At 69.0% G+C, this 20,243-nt stretch carries 14 protein-coding genes; 9 read left to right on the forward strand and 5 right to left on the reverse strand.

The window, feature by feature from the left end:
- Positions 1-299 precede the first annotated feature (299 nt).
- The 8 genes from D106_RS0111910 (at position 300) to D106_RS0111945 (ending at position 9,854) form a co-directional block, all read left to right on the forward strand.
- A complete protein-coding gene (locus D106_RS0111910) occupies positions 300-872 on the forward strand; it encodes a PilZ domain-containing protein (RefSeq protein ID WP_018880167.1) in 573 nt (190 codons plus the stop codon).
- A 133-nt stretch (positions 873-1,005) separates the two neighbouring features.
- Positions 1,006-1,722, forward strand: a complete 717-nt coding sequence (locus D106_RS0111915) for an acyl-homoserine-lactone synthase (protein ID WP_018880168.1) — start codon at positions 1,006-1,008, stop codon at positions 1,720-1,722.
- A gap of 2 nt (positions 1,723-1,724) precedes the next feature.
- On the forward strand, positions 1,725-2,600 hold the full coding sequence (locus tag D106_RS0111920; RefSeq protein WP_018876706.1) for a PEP-CTERM/exosortase system-associated acyltransferase: 876 nt from the start codon (positions 1,725-1,727) through the stop codon (positions 2,598-2,600).
- Complete coding sequence (locus tag D106_RS0111925; RefSeq protein WP_018876707.1) at positions 2,597-3,499, forward strand: ThiF family adenylyltransferase; 903 nt, start codon at positions 2,597-2,599, stop codon at positions 3,497-3,499. The genes D106_RS0111920 and D106_RS0111925 overlap by 4 nt, the downstream gene beginning before the upstream one ends.
- A 4-nt stretch (positions 3,500-3,503) precedes the next feature.
- Positions 3,504-4,319, forward strand: a complete 816-nt coding sequence (locus D106_RS0111930; RefSeq protein WP_018880169.1) for an outer membrane lipoprotein-sorting protein — start codon at positions 3,504-3,506, stop codon at positions 4,317-4,319.
- A 37-nt stretch (positions 4,320-4,356) separates the two neighbouring features.
- Positions 4,357-6,246, forward strand: coding sequence for a LysM peptidoglycan-binding domain-containing protein (locus D106_RS0111935; protein WP_018880170.1), 1,890 nt, complete (start codon positions 4,357-4,359; stop codon positions 6,244-6,246).
- Positions 6,246-8,504, forward strand: coding sequence for an RND family transporter (locus tag D106_RS0111940; RefSeq protein ID WP_018880171.1), 2,259 nt, complete (start codon positions 6,246-6,248; stop codon positions 8,502-8,504). The genes D106_RS0111935 and D106_RS0111940 overlap by 1 nt, the downstream gene beginning before the upstream one ends.
- 381 nt (positions 8,505-8,885) lie before the next feature.
- Complete coding sequence (locus D106_RS0111945) at positions 8,886-9,854, forward strand: PEP-CTERM sorting domain-containing protein (RefSeq protein ID WP_026280656.1); 969 nt, start codon at positions 8,886-8,888, stop codon at positions 9,852-9,854.
- Positions 9,855-10,708: 854 nt separating this feature from the next.
- Here the strand turns inward: D106_RS0111945 and prsT are convergent.
- The 5 genes from prsT to D106_RS0111970 all read right to left on the reverse strand — a co-directional run bounded on the left by prsT (position 10,709) and on the right by D106_RS0111970 (position 19,210).
- Positions 10,709-13,555 carry an XrtA/PEP-CTERM system TPR-repeat protein PrsT gene (prsT, locus tag D106_RS0111950; RefSeq protein ID WP_018880173.1) on the reverse strand — a complete coding sequence of 949 codons (2,847 nt, stop codon included), beginning with the start codon at positions 13,553-13,555 and terminating at the stop codon, positions 10,709-10,711.
- Positions 13,556-13,563: 8 nt separating this feature from the next.
- Complete coding sequence (prsR, locus tag D106_RS0111955) at positions 13,564-14,901, reverse strand: PEP-CTERM-box response regulator transcription factor (RefSeq protein WP_018880174.1); 1,338 nt, start codon at positions 14,899-14,901, stop codon at positions 13,564-13,566.
- A 61-nt stretch (positions 14,902-14,962) separates the two neighbouring features.
- A complete protein-coding gene (prsK, locus tag D106_RS0111960; protein WP_018880175.1) occupies positions 14,963-17,014 on the reverse strand; it encodes an XrtA/PEP-CTERM system histidine kinase PrsK in 2,052 nt (683 codons plus the stop codon).
- Positions 17,015-17,021: 7 nt separating this feature from the next.
- Positions 17,022-18,416 (reverse strand): TIGR03013 family XrtA/PEP-CTERM system glycosyltransferase, encoded by a 1,395-nt coding sequence (locus D106_RS0111965; RefSeq protein ID WP_018880176.1) that lies wholly within the window; start codon positions 18,414-18,416, stop codon positions 17,022-17,024.
- Between the two features lie 158 nt (positions 18,417-18,574).
- The gene (locus D106_RS0111970) at positions 18,575-19,210 is read right to left on the reverse strand and encodes an XrtA/PEP-CTERM system exopolysaccharide export protein (protein ID WP_018866590.1); all 636 of its coding nucleotides are present in this window, start codon (positions 19,208-19,210) and stop codon (positions 18,575-18,577) included.
- Positions 19,211-19,462: 252 nt separating this feature from the next.
- Between D106_RS0111970 and D106_RS0111975 the strand changes: the two genes are divergently transcribed.
- The gene (locus D106_RS0111975; RefSeq protein WP_018880177.1) at positions 19,463-20,239 is read left to right on the forward strand and encodes a YdcF family protein; all 777 of its coding nucleotides are present in this window, start codon (positions 19,463-19,465) and stop codon (positions 20,237-20,239) included.
- The last annotated feature ends 4 nt before the right edge of the window (positions 20,240-20,243 follow it).

Consider the following 20,243-nt stretch of genomic DNA (forward strand, 5'->3'; position numbering starts at 1 on the left):
TACCTGTCCCCCGGACGCGCCTGCGTTGCGCCGGGACCACCCGGCTCTGGCACCGTCGTGCCGGTCCCGCCGGGTTTGGGGAAATCCCAGGTTCATTCAAGTGGGTTTGCGCACACCTGTCCACAGATGTCGGGATTGTTTACACACGGCGAACTGACGCGCAGATCACGGCGCGGGCGATCGCACGAAGGCGAATGAATCCCGGGCGGTTCTGTGAACTGGTACAGGGTTTGCTACCGGGTCACTGGGTAGAGTCGTAAGCCTGCAGCGGCCCCTGCACCGACCCTCAAGGATCGCTGATGAGTCACGAAAAGTTGGCACTGGAGCTCGCGGACTTCTGGTTCCCGGCGATCGCGGATCAACCCTGGGAGGAACGCCTGCGCATCCTGGACGAAGTCCACGGCCAGCTGTATCAGGATCTGGAGACCGTCGGCGAGTATGAACAGGTCTCCGCCAGCTTCGTGGCGGCCTTGATCGACCGACTGGGGTCACCCCCGATCACGCATCCGGCGCAGGCACAGATCTACGCCAGCTCGTCGGAGGAACGGCACTGGGGCGCGGCCATGGCATGGCAGTTCGGCGAGGGACAGGACGACGGGGCAACCGCCCCGATGCGTGAGGAACGGCGGCGCTGGCCGCGCGAGATCGTCAACCGACTCACCGAGATGTGGGTGCAGGGACGACCGGCGCGCTGCCGGCTGGTGGACATCTCGCGCTACGGCGCACGCGTCATGCCGCTGCGCTACCAGCCGCGACTGCCCCCGGGAACGCCCATCCGGGTCATGGTGGCGGAGGGCAGCGTACGCGACGGCGTGGTGGTGTTTTCCAGTCCGCGCGGGGTCGGTCTGCAGTTCGCGAATGCCGCGCACTGAACGGTGCGGCATTCAATCTCGGACCATGGGAGCAGAAACATGCATTATCCGAATACGGACTCGACACCCAACCGAAGTACAGACACACCCCCTCGACCGCCCGCCGCATCCGGTTCCGGATGCGGCTCTGCGCGTGAATAGGGCCGGACGGTTCCGCGCCTATCTCGCACGCTCGGAGGCCGCCCGACGGATCCATTTCCGCCTGCGCTACGAGGTGTACTGCCGCGAAACCGGTTTCGAACCCGCCGAACAGCACCCGGAAGGCATCGAGCGCGATGCCTACGACGAGCATGCCGAGCATTTCCTGATCAGCCACGAAGGCCGCCCGCCGGACGCTCGCTGGGTGGGCGCCATGCGCCTGATCCTGCCGGGGAACCAACCCCTGCCGACCACGGCGAACTGCCGGCTGTTTCCCGAGGTGGCAGCCCAGTCCCGGGAACCCGCACTGGAGGTGTCGCGCCTGATCGTGCGCGGGGCTTCGCCCGAGGTGCTCTATCACCTGTGCCAGGCCTCGCAGGAGTACGCGCGGCGCCACGGCTACCGCCGGATGTTCTTCCTGGTGCGCCCGGCACTCGTGCGACTGCTGCGACGCCACGGCCTGCCCATCGAGGTGTGCGGCGCCCCCCACCGTCATCGTGGTACCCGCATCCCGTGCCTCGCGCACACGGAGGCCGCGGGCACGGCCCTGCGCGCCTGGCGAGAGCGCCTGCAACTCCCGGCAGCGGCGGAGATTCCCCACTACACTGCGTGGGAAGAGCCCGCCACGGGCGGGGCGCCGCATCCGACGGAGGTGCCCGCCGCGTGGGGGCCGCCACCGGACGTGGCGGGGCTTGCAGCAGGAGGAAACTAGTCGTGGAAAGCGACTCGATCGTCAGCGGGTTCAAGCGGTACTTCGACCTCTCCCAGCGCACCGGGGAACACCTGGAGGACATCCAGCATCTTCGCTACCAGGTGTACTGCAAGGAGTTCGGCTTCGAGCGGGAGGAGGATTGCCCGGGCCACAAGGAGGTCGACGCGTACGACGCCCAGGCCTGGCACTGCCTGCTGGAGCACAAGCCCAGCGGGATGGCCGCCGGCTGTGTGCGCGTAGTGCATGTCGACACCCGGGACCCGATCGGACAGCTGCCCATGGAGCGCCATTGCCACGACAGCTTTTTCGACACCCCCTGGCGCCCGGACCGGCTGGAGCGCGACAACGTCTGCGAGGTGTCCCGGCTCGCCGTGCACAGCATGTTCCGCCGCCGCAACGGCGAGGCTGCCACCCCGATCGGGGACATCGAGGCCCTGAAACTCTCGCCCGACCAGATCCGCGTGTTCCCGATCCTCGCGGTCAGCCTGTTCGTGGCCGCAACCCTGCTCTGCGTGCACTACCGCAAGCAGCATGCCTTCGCGATGATGGAGCCGGCCCTCGCCCGCATCCTGCGGCATACCGGGCTGGAGTTCACCCAGATCGGCGAGGTCGTGCACTATCATGGCAAGCGCGCGGCGTTCTACATCGACTCCGGCGAGGCACACGAAAGCATCCAGCGATCGAGTGCCCTGAGCGAGCTGTGCCGGCACGTGGAGTCGACCTTGCTGCGCGCCCCGCGTGTTCCCCCGGCGGTGACATCCGCGCAGATGCTCCGCTTCCCGGGCGCTGCCGGGTGCCCTGTCGTCCGCCCGACCGGCCGGACACGCCTGCCGCTACCGGCACGCTCGCAACCGGGACTCAACGGGTTGGCGCATTGAGTTCCGGGTTCGACTACCAGACGGCCTTCGCCCGAACGGTTGGCTGGGTGACGCCGGCCGAACTGCAGCGGCTGCGCGGCGCCCGCATCGCGATCGCCGGTCTTGGCGGGGTCGGCGGCGCCCACCTGCTGACCCTGGTGCGCCTCGGTATCGGCCATTTCCGCATCGCCGACCCCGACATCTTCGAGCTGCACAACATGAACCGCCAGGTCGGCGCGGCCCTGTCGCGGCTGGACCGCCCCAAGGTCGAGGTGCTGGAGGAGATGGCCCGGGACATCAACCCGGAACTCGAGATCGACGCCTTTGCGCAGGGCGTCCACGCGGACAACCTGGAGGCCTTCCTCGACGGCGTGGATGTCTACGTGGACGGCCTCGACTTCTTCGCCTTCGACATCCGGCGCCAGGTCTTCCGGGCCTGTGCCGAGCGCGGCATCCCCGCCGTCACGGTGGCCCCGCTCGGCATGGGGGCCGCCCTGCTGAACTTCCGCCCCGACGGGATGAGCTTCGACGCCTACTTCGACCTGCACGACGACCTGGACGACGAGGAACTGGCCCTGCGCTTCATGATCGGCCTGGCGCCCGCGATGCTGCAGATGGGCTACCTGGCCGACCCGACAGCCGTCGACCTGGCGGCACGCCGCGGCCCCTCCACGCCGATGGCCTGCGACCTGTGCGCCGGGGTCATGGGCACCGAGGTGCTCAAACTGCTGCTGGGGCGCGGCGCGCAAACCTGGGCCCCGCGGGGCGTGCACTTCGACGCCTACCGCCAGCGCCTCGCCCGCACCTGGCGCCCCGGGGGCAATCGCAACCCGCTCCACCGCCTGCTGATCCGGATCGCCCGCCGGCGACTGCGCGCCCAGCGCGCGCACCAGCGGGCCGCGAACCCGGAGGTACAATGACGCCATGATGAACCGGACCGCCATGCTGCTCGGCGCGGGCCTCCTGCTCGCGGTCGCCACCCTGCCGGCCGCGGCCCTGGCGGAGGAATCCGCGGCGCGCGAGCTGGCCCGCGCCGTCCACGAGCGCCCGGACGGGGACGATGCCGTCACCCGGGGGATCATGACACTCACCGGCGGCGGCCGCCGCGAGCGCGTGCGCGAAAGCTACGAGTACCGGCTGGATGGCGACGAGCCCGGTGCCAGCCGCAACCTCATTCGCTTTACGTCGCCGCGCAACATTGCCGACACGGCCATTCTGGTCCACAACCACCCGGGCGGCGATGTCGACCAGTGGCTCTACCTGCCCGCGATCCAGCGCGAGCGCCGCATCAGCAGCGAGAACCGGGGTGGCAGCTTCGTTCAGTCCGAGCTCTACTTCGAGGACCTGGAAGACCGCGAACCGCACAAGGACCACCACCGCATCCTGGGCGAGGATACCTACGAGGGCACCCCGGTCACCGTGCTCGAGAGCGTGCCCGTGGACAGCGGCAACTCCGTCTACAGCAAGCGGGTCAGCTGGATCCACGAGGAGACCCTCCTGCCGCTGCGTATCGACCTGTACGAAGGGGGCGACGAGCCCGCGAAGCGCCTGGAGGTACAGCGGATCGAGGAGATCCAGGGCTACTGGACGGTAACCCGCAGCTCCATGACCGATCTTGCCAGCGGCCGCACCACCATCCTCGAGGTCGAGGACGTGACCTACAACAGCGGCCTCCCGGACGAACTGTTCACCCTCCGCGGCCTGTCGGACCCGAGCCTTGCGCGCCCCTATCGCCCATGAAGCGCCCACGCCCCGGCCCAGGGGATGGCGCGCCACGGTGCTCGCCGGGCTGCTGGTGCTGGGGCCAATGCCGCTGGCCGCCGCGGCGCCGGCCCCCTATACCGTGCAGCCGGGCGACACCCTCTGGAGCATCGCCCGCGATCTGCGCCCCGACCCGTCCGTCCGCATCCAGGCCATGGCGCAGGCGCTGTATGCCCGCAACCCGGATGCCTTTGACGGCGGGCCCGAGGGCCTGAAGGCCGAGGCGACGCTCCAGCCGCCCGCGCCGGACGAGCTTGCGCGCACCGAACCCGCGCCCATCCCGGGCGCCGGCAACTACTACACCGTGCGCGCCAGCGACACCCTGTGGAGCGTGGCCGAGCGCCTGCGCCCGGACCCGCGCATCCCCACTCGGGAGATGGTCCAGCGCCTGTTCGAACACAATCCGCACGCCTTCGACGGCGACGTGCATACCCTGCGCGCCGGCGCGGTGCTGCAGGTCCCGGACATGCCCACGGCTGGGCCCGCCGCTGCGCCCGTCGCCGTCGCTGAGGCATCCTCCGCTCCCGCGAGCGACGCCGCGCCTGACACTCCGGCACCGTCGCGCGACACCCCAAACGGTGATGCCGAAGACGAAGCACAGCGCGCGTTCGTATTCGGCGAGGAGTCGGCCGAGGATGCGGACGCGGACACCCAGACCGGCGCCGCCGCCTGGGACCTGCGGGTAGAGGACGCCCGGATCGAACTGGGCGTGCTGGGCACATCCGGGCGTCCCGTGGACCATGTGCAGCACGGCCGCGGCGTGGTCAGCGCCCGACGCGACCTGAACGAGGCTTGGGAGCTGCGCCTGGGCGCGCGCGCGGACATCCAGGCCCAGCAGGGCGGCAACTACCCGAGCACCACCCGCGCACGCGCCGACTACGACGAAAATTTCCTGCGCTACCGGGGCGATCGTACGCGCGTCACCGTGGGCACCCAGCGCATCCTGTGGGGACGGGTGGACGAGATCCCGCCGACCGACCGGCTCAGCACCAAGGACCTGACCCGCTTCGGCCTGGACCCGTACGGCGAACGGCGCCGCGCGAACCCGGCGATCCGCGCGGAATTCTTCCAGGGGCCGTGGCATGCCGACCTGGTCTTCCTGCCCCTGTTCCGGCCGGCGGAGCTGCCCGACCTTGACAGCCTCTGGCACCCGGTGGACCGCAACCGCGGACGCCTGCTGGGGCTGCCACAGGACCCGGCGCTGGCGCCGGTGATCCAGCAGGCCGCGCTGGACGACGATGTCTCCGGCAACGGCGGCGCCGGCGTGCGCCTGGGGCGCTCCGGCCGCGGCGCCGATTTCGCCGTCACCGTCCAGCGGGCCCGGCATTCGCAGCCCTACTACCGCTTCGATACCGACACCCGCCAGGCCATCCTGGCCGGCCAGCCACCCGGGGACCCGACGCTGGAGGCCGTCCACCCGCGCACCTGGGTGGTGGGCGGCGACACCGCCTTTGCCACCGGCGCCTGGACCTGGCGCGCCGAGGCCGCCTGGCTGAGCGACGTGCCGGTGACCCGCGCGGATGACCTGCGCCAGACCACGGTGGAGGGGGTCGACTGGGTGGTCGGCGCCGAGGGCTTCCCCGGAGACGGGGACTTCCGCATGACCACCCAGCTGGCGGGCCAGCACCTGCTGAACGCCGGCGACATGCTGGATGCGCGCGAAAGCTACTTCCTGACCGGAGAACTGGAGAGCCCGTTTGCCGACTACAACTGGCGGGCCCGCCTGCGCTATTCGATCGGGCTCAACCGCCGCGACGTCTACCTGAACCCGGAACTGGCATGGATCGCCCGCGAACCCATGGAATTCTATATCGGCCTGCACTGGCTGGACGGGGCCGAGGGCACGGCCGGGGGCTTCTATCGTGACAACCGCATGCTCGTCACCGGCTGGCGGGGCCAGTTCTGATGCGCTGGCTTCTGGGGCACCCCCTGCTGGCCCTGGGCATCCTGGCCCTCCTGATCCTACTGCCCGGCCCCGTTCTTCTGCAGGTCAACCTGGATAACGCCCCCGAGTCCTATTTCCCCGAGGACGCCGCGGCCGTCACCTTCGATCGCGAACTGCGCGAACGCTTCCCTCAGGATCAGGTACTGGTCGGCCTGTTTACCGGCAGCGAGCTGTTCGAGGCCGATTTCCTGCAACGCATCGACGCGCTGGTGCGCGACATGGAGGCCGATCCGAGCGTCGAACGGGTCCTGTCGGTCACCACCCTGGACCACATCCGGGCCACGACCGACGGCTTCACCGTGGACCACCTGGTGGACGGCCGCGCGCTGGACGAGCGCACGGCCGATGAATGGCGCGAGCGGGTCTTGCGTGACCGCTTCGCCCCCGGCCTGGTAGCCGGCCCCGGCGGCGAGGCGCTGGCGGTGGTCGTGCGCCCGCACGCGCTGGAAAACAGCCTGCAGCGCCTGCAGCTGGAACGCCTGCTCCGCGACCGGATCGCCGAGCACGACCTGGAAGGCGAGCTGACCGCCATCGCCGGCCATATCGCCCTGGATGTCGCGCAGCTCCGGGCCATGGTCAAGGACCTCGCCTTCCTGGTTCCGGGCACCATGACCATCAGCCTCCTGCTGCTGTGGTGGCTGTTCCGGCGCCCGCTGGTGGTCGTGCTGTCCGCTGCCACAATCAGCGCGGTCACCGGGCCCGCGATCGCCCTGCTGATCCTGCTCGACCGGCCGTTCACGCTGATCTCCGCCATCCTGCCGCCCCTGCTGACCGCATTGACGGTGGCGATGCTGATGCACTTCTTCAACGCCCTGCTGCATGCCGCGCAGCGCGGGCACCGGGGACGCGCCCGCGTGGAGGCGGCGCTGGCCGCCGTGGCCCGTCCCACCGCGTTCATGGCGCTGACCACCGCGGCGGGGCTGGCGTCGCTGCAGGTCAGCAGCATCCGGCCGATCGAGACCTTCGGTCTGATCGGGGCCTTCGGCGTGCTGCTCGCCGCGGCGGTCGTGCTGCTGCTCCTGCCGGCGATCATGGTGCGCTGGGATCGCGGCGACTGGCTCGCCCCGCAGCGCGGCCTGCGCCTGCTCGACCGCTTCACCGCGCTGGCGGCACACCTGGCGATCCGCCGCGCCGGCTGGGTCCTGCTGGCCACCGCCATCCTGGTGGCCCTCGCGATCCCACAGATCCGGCAAGTCGAGGTCGAAACCGATCTCTACGCCTTCTTCGACGACGACCACTCGATCACCCAGGCGACCCGCGCGGTGGAGCGCGAACTCTCCGGGGTAATGGCGCTGGAGGTGGTGTTCGACGGGCCGGACTGGGACAGCCTGCAGGACCCGGAACGGATGCTGGCCATCCAGCGCGTGCAGGACTGGCTGGACCAGCGCCCCGAGGTGGACTACAGCCTGTCCCTGCCGGATCTCGTCGCCGAGATGCACTGGGCCTTCAACGAGGAAGACCCGGCCTTCCGGCGCATCCCGGACGACCCCAACCTGGTCGCCCAGTACCTGTTCATCTACGACGGCCGCGACCTGTTCGATGCCGTCGACCGCGACTTCGAACGCAGCCGCATCCTGCTCAACCTGAACGCCCACGGGGCGCGGGCCATCAACGCACTGATGGACGATCTGCGCGACCACCTGGAGGCCAACCCGCCGGCCGACCTGGAATGGGACATGGCCGGGATGGCCCGACTGTTCGCGGACCAGGAGCGGTTACTGATCGAGGGGCAGCTGCACAGCCTGTATGCCGTGGCCGCGATGATCACGCTTCTGATGCTGCTGATGTGGCGCTCGATCCCGCTGACCGTCCTCAGCATGATCCCCAACCTGGCACCGGTGGCGATGATCTTCGCCCTGATGGGCCTGCTCGGCATCTGGCTGGACATGGCCACGGCCATGATTGCCAGTGTCGCCATCGGGATCGCCGTGGACGACACCATCCACGTCCTGCACAACTATCGTCAGCGCCGCGGGCGGGGCAGCCCGGTTGCCTGGGCGCTCGCCCGCAGCTTCCGCCGCAGCGGGCGCGCGATCACCGCCACCACCATCGTGCTGGTGGGCCAGTTCCTGCTGCTGGCCCTGTCCGACTTCCAGCCCACGGCCGCCTTTGGCTGGCTGACCGCCTTCGGGCTGATCGCGGCCCTGCTGTTCGACCTGCTGGTCCTCCCGGCCCTGCTGGTCGTCGGGCACCGGCTCGCGCGGGCCCGCGCGGCCTGACCGAGCCCCCGGTCGCGCCTCTGGCGGCCGGCCTGTCGAGATGCTTTACAAGCCAAGTAATCCGAACAACCCTCTGTTTTTGCACATTCTTTACCGGTTTCTCCGGTTTCGGGCGTCCTGACGGCCTCATCCAGCCGGCCCGCTCGTCGACACCCTTTACAGTTCCCCGGCCACAAGACCCTCCTGCGATCACGCGGCCCATGGCCCAGCACATGACCCCCACTTTCCTCCTTTATTTTCAATGTCTTGAGAGGCCTCCACCCCGAGCCGGGAAATTGGCACGGAGCCTGCTTTGTATTCAACCGAAAGCAACAGACACGGCCACCAGGCCAGACCCCGGCGATGGTTGAATCGCTGTAAATTGAGCATCAGGAGAGCCCCATGAACGCGAAAAAAGTACTTCTCGCTTCGCTCTGTGTCGGCATGATCGCCGCCAGTGCGAGTACGGCGACGGCAGCGGAAGTCATTGACTTCGACATCAACCTCGACGCCACCACGAACTACAGCGGTTCGGTCGAAAACGTCCGCCGTATCCAGTTCGACCTGAACACCCAGACCTTCCAATACGTTCAGGATCCGTTGGACCCGGTTCAGGTTGGCGATGTGTTCTATGACCGTGGCTACGGCGATGCCGGGTCCTTCCGGACCTCCGCTGGCGGTGCCGCACCCCAGTCCGGCCCCGACTTCCTTGGCGGTACATACTCTATGGGGCTGCTCTGGGACGAGCTCCGCGGCGTGATTACCGGCACCGGTACCGTGGGCGGAAACTATGTCGTCAACGCCAATTATACCGGGGTCGGGTGCTGCTTTAGTCTGTTCATGGCCGACCCGAACCCCGGTTTCGGCCAAGACTATGAAGCGGCGCAGGCCCACTTCAGCGCTGGCGAACAGGTCATGGAGATGACCCTGAAATCGGGTAACAGCATCCTGGAATTCGAGAGCCAGGGCGGGGCTTTCATCGAAGGGACCTTCACCTTCGAATTCCAGGTGGCCAGCGTGCTGCCGGGCTTCTGGTTCACCGCTGACGGCATCGACTTCGCAGACCTGATCGAAGACGAAGAAGGCGCCCCGACGTTCATCGTCTCGGCCTTTGCCAGCGCGGGCACCATCCAGGAACCGCCGCCGGAGACCTTCTTCGGTGCTGATGCCAACAATGTCTACGGCGACGAGCGCGATGGGCAAAGCCTGTTCAGCGAAACCCAGTCCACCCATGACGGCAGCCTGCGCTTCGCGGTGCCGGAGCCGGGTACCCTGGCGCTGATGGGTCTGTCCCTGCTGATCCTGGCGGGCTTCATCGGCGTCGGTGGCATGCGCCGCCGCTCCAACAGCACCCACCGCCAGGCCGCATAACACGCACCACCAACAGCCTTGGTGACCCACTCCCCCCTGTGGGGTCACCGAGTTAAGGGCTCCCTCCGCGGAGCCCTTTTTTCTGCCCGCCCTCCGGCCATACGCCAGACCAACACCCTGGATGCCCTACCCCCAAGGCTCCCTCCGGTCATCCCGCCCACAGCGTTCCCACACACTCCGTCATCCCGGCTGTAGCGCAGCGAAGAGCCGGGATCTCCAGACTCTGCCGCCGACGCCGTGCAAACCCCGGAGAGCCCGGATAACCGCTACGCGGTTTCCGGAATGACGGCAGGGGGAGGTGCGCGCGGCGGAGGCATCCTTGTGCGAGCCTGCTTGCAGGCGAAGCCCCTGCCAGAGTCGGGCACGGGCAGGGGCATTCGCCTGCGAGCAGGCTCCCACAGGGGTCAAGGGGTCACATCAGGACATCCGGATTCCCCACCGCTGCACTCCCCCACACTCCGCCATCCCGGCCGTAGCGAAGCGAAGAGCCGGGATCTCCCACCCCCGCCACCGACGCCGCGCCAGCCCCCGGCAGATCCCGGCAGATCCCGGCAGATCCCGGCAGATCCCGGCAGATCCCGGATAACCGCTGCGCGGTCTCCGGGATGACGACAGAGGGGTGCGCGGTGGAAACATCCTTGTGGGAGCCTGCTTGCAGGCGAAGCTCCTGCCAGAGCCGGACGCGGGCAGGGGCATTCGCCTGCGAGCAGGCTCCCACAGGGGGCGGAACAGGGCATCCAGATTCCCGGCCTCATACCCCCACACACCGTCATCCCGGCCGTGCAGGCGTGCGGGCAGGCATGAAAAAAGGGGCTGCCTGTGGCAGCCCCTTCGAACGTCGGACCTCTTCGGGCTTACAGGCGCTCGAGCAACGCCTCGGCGTCCGCCCGCTGCGGGAACGCCTCGTGCGACTCCAGCAGTTGCCGCAGGCGGTCGGCGGCGGCGTCGCGTGCGCCCTGTTCGCTTTCCGCCCAGGCCAGGTGGTACTGGATGCCCGGATCCTCCGGAGCCAGCTCGTGCGCGCGACCCAGGATATCCGCAGCCTCGGCCGGCTCGCCTGCGTGGATCAGCACCACGGCCAGCGTATCCAGCACCGGGGGCGCCTCCGGGGCCAGTTCGGCGGCCCGGCGCGCGTGTCCGAGCGCCTCTTCGGTCTCGCGTTCACGCAGGGTCCAGGCCAGGTTGTTGAGGGCGATCACGTCGTCCGCATCCTGCTCGACGATGCGGCGGTACGAGGCCACGGCGCCCGACTCGTCGCCCGCTGCCATCTGCTGCGCCGCATAGATGTGCCGGGTGGCCAGGTCCTGCGGGTGCTCGTCGAGCCAGTCTTCCAGCGTGGCCTGGCCGGCCTCGAACTCGCCGGATTCCCGTTGCGCTCGCGCCAGTTCATGGACCCAGTCCCGGCGCTGGCCACCCGGGTCCGCCAGCGCGGCCCGGTAGTGCCGCACGGCGGCCGCGGGATCATCCCGCTGCAGGGCCGCACGTCCCAGCAGGGCCTGGACCTCGCTGCGATCCTCGAAGCGTTCTTCCAGCCGCTGCAGATGCGGCCGGGCGTCCTCCGTGCGCTCCTGGTTGACCAGCCCTCGAGCCAGCAGCACGCGGGCCCGGTAATGTTCCGGCTGGCGTTCCAGCAGCTCGCGCAGCGTGGCCTCGGTGGCGGCCTCGTCACCGGCCTGCGCATGCGCGCGGGCCAGGGCAAGCCGAAGGTTCACATTGTCCGGCGCCTGCCCGACGGCCGCCTCTAGACTGGCGACCGCGGCATCGGGCCGATTGAGCGTCTGCTGGACATCGGCCAGCGCATACAGCAGGTCGGGATTGTCCGGATGATGTTCACTCGCGGCCTCGAGCGTCTCCAGTGCCTGCTCGGGGCGGCCGCCCTGGAGCTGGATCTGGGCCAGCGCGAGATGCGGTGGCAGCATCTCGGGCTGTGACTCGATCGCCACCCGAAACCAGCGGGCGGCGCCCTGCTGGTCCCCGTCCTGGAGACTCAGGTTGGCCAGGCGCTGCGCGGAGCGGGCATGCCCGGGGTGGCGATCCTGAATCGCTTCCAGGACCTCCCGTGCCGCGCCACGGTTGCCGGCCTGCAATTCCAGGCTGGCAAGGTTCATCGCCACGGAGATATCGTCCGGGTCACGTTCGACCCCTTCGCGGAACGCGGCGCGCGCCTCGTCGGTCCGGTCCAGTCCCATCAGCGCGGCGCCCTGGAGACTCAGCGGTCCGGCGGCCTCCGGCTCCAGCTCCTGCAGGCGCTGGGCGCGTTCCAGCGCCTCGTCATAGCGACCCGCCTGCAGCAGGTAGAGCACCATGGTGGTATCGACCTGTTGCGCCGTAACCTCGCCGCCACCGGCGGCACGCATCACGTCCAGGCCTTCCTCGGTCTCGCCACCCCGGAGCAGCGCCACCGCCAGGAGTTCCTGCAGGCCCTGAGAGCCGGGGCTCGCGGCCACGGCATCGCGCAAGGCTTCGATCCCGGCTTCGGAGTCGCCGGCCACCAGCAGCAGGCGCCCGCGCAGCTCCGCCATGTCGGCGGGATCGCCGGTGTAGTCGCGGCTGACCCGGTCCACGAACCGCAGCGCATCCTCCACCCGATCCTGTTCCAGATAGATCGCCGTCAGGGTACGGATGCCCTGCAGCGATCCCGGGCTCTCCTGCACATGCCGGTTCAGGTTGTGCTCGGCCTGCTCCAGATTGCCCAGGCTGCGATGCGCCAGGCCAAGCCCCAGTAATGCAGGGCTGTAGGTGCGATTGCCGGCCACGGCCCGTTCGAAACTCGCGCGCGCGTCGCTGTAGCGTTCCTCCTGCATCAGGAGCATCCCGTCCAGGTAATGCACGCCGGGATGCGACGAGCCACCCTGCATCAGGCCGTCGACGTCCGCCCGCGCCCCTTCATAATCGCCGGCATTCAGGCGCACCATCGCGCGCGCCATGTAGTCACGTCCGGAAGCCGGGCGCACCTCGATGGCCCGGGTGAAGGCCTCTTCCGCGCCCTCGGAATCGCCGGTGATACGGCGGTACTCGCCCAGCAGGCTCCAGGCATGCGCCAGCTCGGGGTCCTGATCGAGCGCCTGCTCGAGGGAGGCCATCGCCCGCTCGGCATCACCCTCGGCCATCGACAGATGGGCATGCGCCAGGGCCTGCAGCGGCGCCTGCTCGGACGCTTCGACCTGTGCCAGCTCGGCCTCCGCGGCGTCGCGCTCGCCCACGGCGGCAAAGGCGACCGCCCGCAGCGCGTGCAGCCGTGGCCGCTCCTCGGCGGCGAGATCCTCCGGCACCGACTGCGACCGGATCCGCGCGAAGCGGTCGGTCGCGAACCACGCCTCGGCCAGCGGCAGCGCCACCTGCGCCTCCGGGATACCGAGCGACTGCGCCCGTTCCAGCTGGCGGCGGGCCTCCTCGGGGTTGTCCAGCTGCAGATACACCACGCCAAGGCTGCGGCGCGTGGCCGGGGCATCGGTGTTCAGTTGCAGGGCGTTGCGATACTCGATGCGGGCGCCCCGGTAGTCCCCCTGCTCCTGCAGGGCCTGGGCACGGTCGAGGTAGTCCTGTTCGCTGGCCGTCCCGATCTGGTCACAGCCCGCCAGGCCCACGCCGGTGGCCAGGACCACCGCCAGCGCCAGCGGCTTCAGGCGTCCCGGCAGTATCCCATTGTGACGGGACCGGGCCGGGCCGGATGCTTGTTTCGTGTATCGGGTAGTCACCATGGTGTGCCTCATCTGAGCCCGTACTTGTCGAGCAGGCCGTAGAGCGTTGGACGGGTAATGCCGAGGGTATCGGCCGCCTGGGCGATGTTGCCGTTGCAGCGGCCCATCGCCTTGATCACGGACTGGTATTCGGCCCGGTCGCGGGCCTCGCGCAGACGCTCCGGCGGCGCTTCCTGGTCGCGGTCCTCGAGCCCGAGGTCCTCCGCGGTCACCAGGTTGCCGTCGGCCATGATCACGGCGCGCCGGATCAGGTTTTCCATCTCGCGCACATTGCCGGGCCAGGGGTGGCCCTCGATCGCGCGCAGCGCGTCGGCGGTAAAGCCGCGGCGCGGCTTGCCCTGCTCGCGCGCGAAGCGCTCCAGCAGGGCGTGGGCCAGCAGGGTCGCGTCCCCCTGGCGTTCGCGCACCGGCGGGATGTCGATACTGATCTCGCTGATGCGATAGAACAGGTCTTCGCGGAAGTCGCCCGCCCGGATCAGGGCCTGGAGGTCCTGATTGGTGGCGCCGATGATGCGGACATCCACCGGGATCTCGTTGCGCCCGCCGAGGCGCTCGACCGTGCGCTCCTGCAGGAAGCGCAGCAGCTTGGCCTGCAGGCTCTGCGGCAGGTCGCCGATCTCGTCCAGGAACAGCGTGCCCTTGTCGGCATGCTCGATCTTGCCGATGGTCTGGCGCGTCGCGCCGGTGAAGGCACCTTTCTCGTAGCCGAACAGCTCGCTCTCCAGGAGGTTCTCCGGGATCGCGGCGCAGTTGATCGCGACGAAGCGCTCCTTCGCGCGGTTGCTGAGGTCGTGGACGGCGCGCGCCAGGACCTCTTTGCCGGTCCCGCTGTCGCCCAGCAGCAGGACGGTCGCGTCGGAGGGCGCCACGCGCTCCACCATGCGGCAGACCTGCAGCATTTGCGGATCCGAGGTGATGATCCCGGACAGCGAAGAGGTGCTGCCACGGGCCAGCCGGCGGTTCTCCTCCTCGAGTTCGTACAAGCGAGCGGCGCGGTCCACGATCAGGCGCAGGAGCTCGGCATCCACGGGCTTGATGTAGAAATCGTAGGCCCCCAGGGCGACGGCCTTCAGCGCGTTCTCGCGATCGTCATTGCCGGTGACCACGATCACCTTGACCCCGGGGTTGAACGCCAGGATCTCCTCCAGCAGCGCAAGGCCCTCGGTGGCGTTGGCCGGGTCGGGGGGCAGGCCGAGGTCCAGGGTGACCAGCTCGGGCTCGTGCCGGCGCATATGCGCCATCGCGCTCGCGCGATCCTGGGCCTGCAGGATCTCGTAGCCGTCCAGGCACCAGCGCAACTGGCTTTGCAGGCCGGCGTCATCCTCGACAATCAGCAGCTTGAGCATCGACTCCATTACTTTGCACCCGGCCCCGCGAGGACGTGATGGTGAACGGCACGAAGACGCCTCATGTGCCGTACCGTGGCAGACGCAGCGTGAAGGCGGTCCCCTCGCCAACGCGGCTGGATACATCGATCCGCCCACCCATCCGGACCACCAGGTCCCGGGCCTCGTACAGGCCAATGCCCATGCCGGCATTTCCCTTGGTGGTCTGGAAGGGGCGGAAGAGCCGCCGCCGGACGAAGTCCTCGTCCATGCCCGCCCCGTTGTCCTCGATTTCGATGATGGCCCATTGATCCCGGGTTTTCAGGGTCATGGTTATATCGCCGTTATCCGGCGTGGCCTCCTGTGCATTCCGCACCAGGTGCAGCAGCACATTCCGCAGTGCGTCGCGGTTTCCGAGGACTCCGGCGCTGGCCTCGACCGTGACCCGGGGCACCGGCCGAACCTCGCGGCTGTCGTGCGCGACCTCCTCCAGCAGGGCGTCCACCTCGATCGCCTGACGCGGGCTGTCGGCCCCCGGCTGGGCCTTGCGCAGCTGGGCCAGGGTGCGCTCCAGGCGCTCGCGGGCATGGCCCACGGTGCGGAAGGCATCCGCCACGAACTCGGGATTGTCGCGGTGGCGCTCGGCGTTGGCGCTGATCAGGGACAACTGGGCAGAGACGTTCTTGAGATCGTGGACCAGGAACGCCGCCAGCCGATGGAAGGTCTCGAACTGGCGCGCCTCCAGCAGGGCCTCGTCGGTCTGGACCAGCGCCACGTACACGGCGAGCTGGCGACCCGCGGTCTTCAGCAGATCGCGCTCCTCCCAGTCGATGCGATGCCGCGCCCGCGGCTGGGCCAGCACGACAAAGCCCTCCAGGCCATCGCTTTTCAGCAGCGGCACCACGGCCCAGTGGCGCGGGTTGTCCACCAGCCAGGCCGGCAGCTCCAGCCCGTGATAGAACGTCGGATCGCGGCGAAACTCGTCGATGTCGATCACCCAGCCGGAGCGCATCAGGAATGCCACCAGGGGATCGTCCGGTTCCAGCGCCGGGTACTCCGGCTCGCCCAGGTTCAGCACGCCGTCGAGGGCAAAGCGGCCGTCGTCGCGATGGACCCAGAGCAGGCCACCGGGGCTCTCGACCAGCTCGCCGATGGCCTGGATCGCCCGCTGCCGGAACGGGGTCTCGTCATCGGTCTGCGCGAGGGTTCCGGTAAAGCGCAGCCATTCCTGGCGGTAGTCGTAGCGGTAGTTGAAGAAGTGCTTGGCCAGCCATACCCGCAGCTGGGCGCGGACGCTGCCGGAGAAGAGCACCACCGCCAGCAGCAGCACCGCCCCGAACAGGAGGGTCACCTGCAGCAGGGCACCCAGGTCGCCCCCGTGGTGGCGCAGGTAGTAGCCCGCGCCGCCGACCGCCAGCAGGTACAGCCCGGCCCCGATCAGCGACGCGGTGTGAAACAGCAGGTGGCGCGAAACCGTGGGCCCCTCGCGCTGCGGCAGGCGCCGGCTCACCGAAATTGCCAGTAGCGGGACCACCAGCGCATTCACGAACCCGCGGGCCTGCCAGGACGGGCTGTCGATGGTCTGGAACAGCACCAGGTCCGCGAACAGGAACAGGTCGAAGGCGAACAGGCCGCCCAGGCCCAGGCACAGGAACTTGATCTCCCAGCGATTCTGCGGCGGCGTGTTGCGGTAGACCTGCTCCACCAGCACCAGCCCGGCGATCGCCATCAGCAATGTGGCCAGCCCCGGCCAGATCGCGCCCAGCAACTGCGGCCACAGCATCGGCACCAGGATGAACAGCAGAAAGGCCGCAACACCACTGGCCCACCAGCGCAGGGCGCGCGGATCGACCCCCGGGCGGCTTCCACTGCCCGCGAGCAACGCCAGCAGGAGTGCGAACCAGCCGGCATTGCGCGCCACCTCCATCACGCCGCCGGAGATCGCCGCGCTGGTCCCGTACTGCCAGGCGAGAAAACCGAGGTAGCCCGCCCAGCCCACCGACAGCAACGCGGCCAGGACCACCCACAGGCCCGAGGGCCGGTTGCGCCAGCGCACCAGCGTCACCACCGCCAGCACCAGGAACGCCAGTGCCGCTGTCAGGTAGCCGATCGCGGCCAGGGGAACACTGGTCATTACGGGATCAGCGCGCGCCGCGGCCGAACAGGACGACCTTGACCGTCTCGATCAGGATCAGGACATCCAGGAACAGGGTGTGATTCTTCACGTAGTACAGGTCGTACTGCAGCTTCTGCCGCGCGTCCTCGACCGAGGCCCCGTAGGGGTAGCGCACCTGCGCCCAGCCGGTAATGCCGGGGCGGATCGAGTGGCGCGCCGGGAAATAGGGGATCTGCTCGGTCAGTTGCTCGACGAACACGGGCCGCTCCGGGCGCGGCCCGACGAACGACATGCTGCCCTGGAACACGTTGATCACCTGCGGCAGCTCGTCGATACGCAGCTTGCGGATGATGCGCCCCACGCGGGTCACGCGGTCGTCGTCGCGCACCGCCCAGCGCGCCACGCCATCGACTTCGGCGTCTTCGCGCATGCTGCGGAACTTGCAGACCTCGAATGGCACATTCCCCAGCCCCACGCGCGTCTGCCAGTAGAACACCGGGCCGCGGCTTTCCAGCTTGATGGCCAGGGCGGTGACCAGCATCACCGGCAGGGTGGCCAGCAGTAGCATCGAACTGGCCAGCACGTCGAAGGTCCGCTTGATGGCGTTGCGGGACCAGTGCTGGCGGAATCCCTCGCCGAAGATCAGCCAGCTGGCGTTCAGCGAGTCCAGTTGCACCCGCTGCTGTTCGCGCTCGAAGAAACTGGACACATCGGTGACAGCCACCCCGTTCAGCTTGCACTCGAGCAGCTGCCGGACGGGCAGGTTGCCCCGTCGGTCGCGGATGGCGACCACGATCTCGTGGGCCCGAAACTCGCGCGCCATCTCCAGCAGACTCGCATCGCAGCCCAGCTGTAACTGGCGCGCCGGATCCTGCGCGCAGTCCTTCTCGCCCTCGGTGGCGATGTAGCCCAGCACCCGGAACGGCAGGTCGTCCGGGGCCTTGTCCGCGTGGACCGTCTCGATCGCGCGGGCCCGGCTGCCGGTACCCAGCACCAGGATGCGGCGCTTGAAGGCGTCGGCGTCGGAGAAATTGCACCAGAGGGTGCGCTCGGCAACCAGCCCGGTCAGCAACAGCAGCACGCCGCCGCCGACCGCCGTTGGCGAAAACAGCGCCGCCGGCACCAGGGCCCCATACAGGAGCAGCAGCCCGCCCACGAACAACAGCGCCGGCACCAGGCGCAACAGGGAGCGCAGCGTGCTGCGGGTGGCCAGATAGTCCGACTCGTACAGGCCCGCCAGGGTGAGCACCAGCAGGACGACCAGCGTCGCCGCCACCAGCTCCGGGTCCAGCAGGCTGAGGGCCTCCGGCTGAAAGGGTGGCAAGGTCAGCACCAGGTACAGGCACAGATACGCCACCAGCAGTTCGGCGGCCGCGAGCATCAGCACGCGGCGGCGTATGTAGTGACCGAAGATGCGCACGACTAGCCCTCTCGCCGAGGCGCTTGCGCAGCGGGGTTGTGCGTCCTTGTCAGGGGGTCCATGTCTACCGTCCCCGATCCCGCAGCGTGGCGGCGACGATTCCCCGGCGGCGCCTCAGCGCCGCGCGCCCGGAACCCGCCCGTCGCGCCCCGGGCTCGTCAGAAGCGTCGTTCCGGAATGATCAGCGTGTCGCCGGGCAGCATGTCCACGTTGGCCGAAATGTCGCCGCCGTTCACCAGGTCGTCCAGGCGCACCCGGTACTGCTTGCGCTCGCCGTCCTCGTTGCGCACGATCACCGCGCGATTGCCGGCCGCGAAGTCGGTGATACCGCCCACCGCGATCATCACGTCCATCACGCTCATCTCCTCGCGGTACTGCAGCGCCTGCGGCTCCGCGGCCTGCCCGATCACCCGGATCTGGCGGCTGTAGGGCCCGGCGAAGCCGGTCACCATCACCGTGACGATCGGATCACGCAGGAACCGGGAGAGCTCCTCCTCCATCGCCCGCGCCAGTTCGGTGGGCGTCTGGCCACTGGCCTGGACATCCTCGACCAGCGGGGTGGTGATCTGCCCGTCCGGGCGTACGGATACGCCGGTGGAGAGATCCGGATTGCCACGCACAGACACCTGCAGGGAGTCGCCGGGACCGATGATGTACTGCTCGATCACCGTGCGCTCGATGGAGGTCGGGGCATCCGGAAAATCGGTCGTGGCGCAGCCACCCAGGATCAGGGCCGGCAGCAGGAAGGCAAACCCGAACTTCGGCCCGACCTTTGAAGCATGGATCAGGGACATCGCGACTCCCCCTTGGACATTTCTGGCGGTTGTTTGGAGGCTTCACCCGACCGGGAACCGGGCCCGCACCGCACCCCGAAGGCCGCGATACCTGGCTACGCTTACCGGGAATACCGGATTCCACAAGCAACTTGATGTTAGGCCCCGGTTGTGAACAGAGTCCACGTAAGGCCTTCATTCCCGGTGGCTCCTGACTAACGTTCGCGTTACGGCGCCGCCGGGCCGTCCTGCTACCGCCAACAAGGATGCCCCGTGGATTTTCTGTCGCTGCGTTTTCTGGTCGACTGGCTGCTGCTCCCGCCCAGCGGGCCGCTGCTGCTGGCCCTGGCGGGCCTGCTGCTGATGCGCACCCTCGCGGGCAAGGCGCTGCTGATCACCGGGCTCCTGCTGACCTACGCCTTCAGCCTCCCGCCGGTCAGCCACGCCCTGATGGCCCCGTTGCAGACGCCCTGGTCACCCCCCGACGCGGCGGCGCTGGAACGCGCCGAGGCGATCGTCGTGCTGGGCGCCGGCTACCGCAGCGGCGCCGTCGAGTTCTCCGGCGAGACGGTGAACGACCTGGCCCTGGTGCGCCTGCGCTATGCCGCCGCCCTGCACCGACGCACCGGCCTGCCGGTGGTCGCCACCGGCGGCGGCCCGGACGATCGGGAACCGGAGGCCCGCTGGATGGCCGAGGTGCTGGAGGAGTTCGGGGTATCGCCGGTGTGGCAGGAACCTCAGGCGCGCGACACGCAGGGCAATGCCCACCACTCGGCCGCGCTGCTGCAGGAACACGGCCTGCAACGCGTGCTGCTGGTCACCCATGCCCACCACCTGCCGCGCGCCACGGCCGCGTTCGAACGCGCCGGGCTGGAGCCCATCCCGGCGCCAACCGGGGCGTTCGTCGCGCATGACACGCGGCTGTCGTTAGGCGCCTTCAAACCCCAGGCTAACGCCATTCGCACGAGCTGGCTCGCCATGCACGAGTACCTCGGTATTCTGTGGTATCGCTGGCAATACGGCCGTCACCCGGCACCACCCGACCCCTGACGCG

Origin of the sequence: Thioalkalivibrio sp. ALE9 (genome assembly GCF_000377445.1) — a bacterium.
Lineage (GTDB): Bacteria > Pseudomonadota > Gammaproteobacteria > Ectothiorhodospirales > Ectothiorhodospiraceae > Thioalkalivibrio.

Excerpts from the sequence above, each read along its gene's own strand:
- D106_RS0111940 (WP_018880171.1), top strand. The coding sequence starts at position 6,246 with ATGCGCTGGCTTCTGGGGCACCCCCTGCTGGCCCTGGGCATCCTGGCC.
- D106_RS0111930 (WP_018880169.1), top strand. The coding sequence starts at position 3,504 with ATGATGAACCGGACCGCCATGCTGCTCGGCGCGGGCCTCCTGCTCGCG.
- prsK (WP_018880175.1), bottom strand. The coding sequence starts at position 17,014 with ATGACCAGTGTTCCCCTGGCCGCGATCGGCTACCTGACAGCGGCACTG.
- prsR (WP_018880174.1), bottom strand. The coding sequence starts at position 14,901 with ATGCTCAAGCTGCTGATTGTCGAGGATGACGCCGGCCTGCAAAGCCAG.
- prsT (WP_018880173.1), bottom strand. The coding sequence starts at position 13,555 with ATGGTGACTACCCGATACACGAAACAAGCATCCGGCCCGGCCCGGTCC.
- D106_RS0111945 (WP_026280656.1), top strand. The coding sequence starts at position 8,886 with ATGAACGCGAAAAAAGTACTTCTCGCTTCGCTCTGTGTCGGCATGATC.
- D106_RS0111910 (WP_018880167.1), top strand. The coding sequence starts at position 300 with ATGAGTCACGAAAAGTTGGCACTGGAGCTCGCGGACTTCTGGTTCCCG.
- D106_RS0111970 (WP_018866590.1), bottom strand. The coding sequence starts at position 19,210 with ATGTCCCTGATCCATGCTTCAAAGGTCGGGCCGAAGTTCGGGTTTGCC.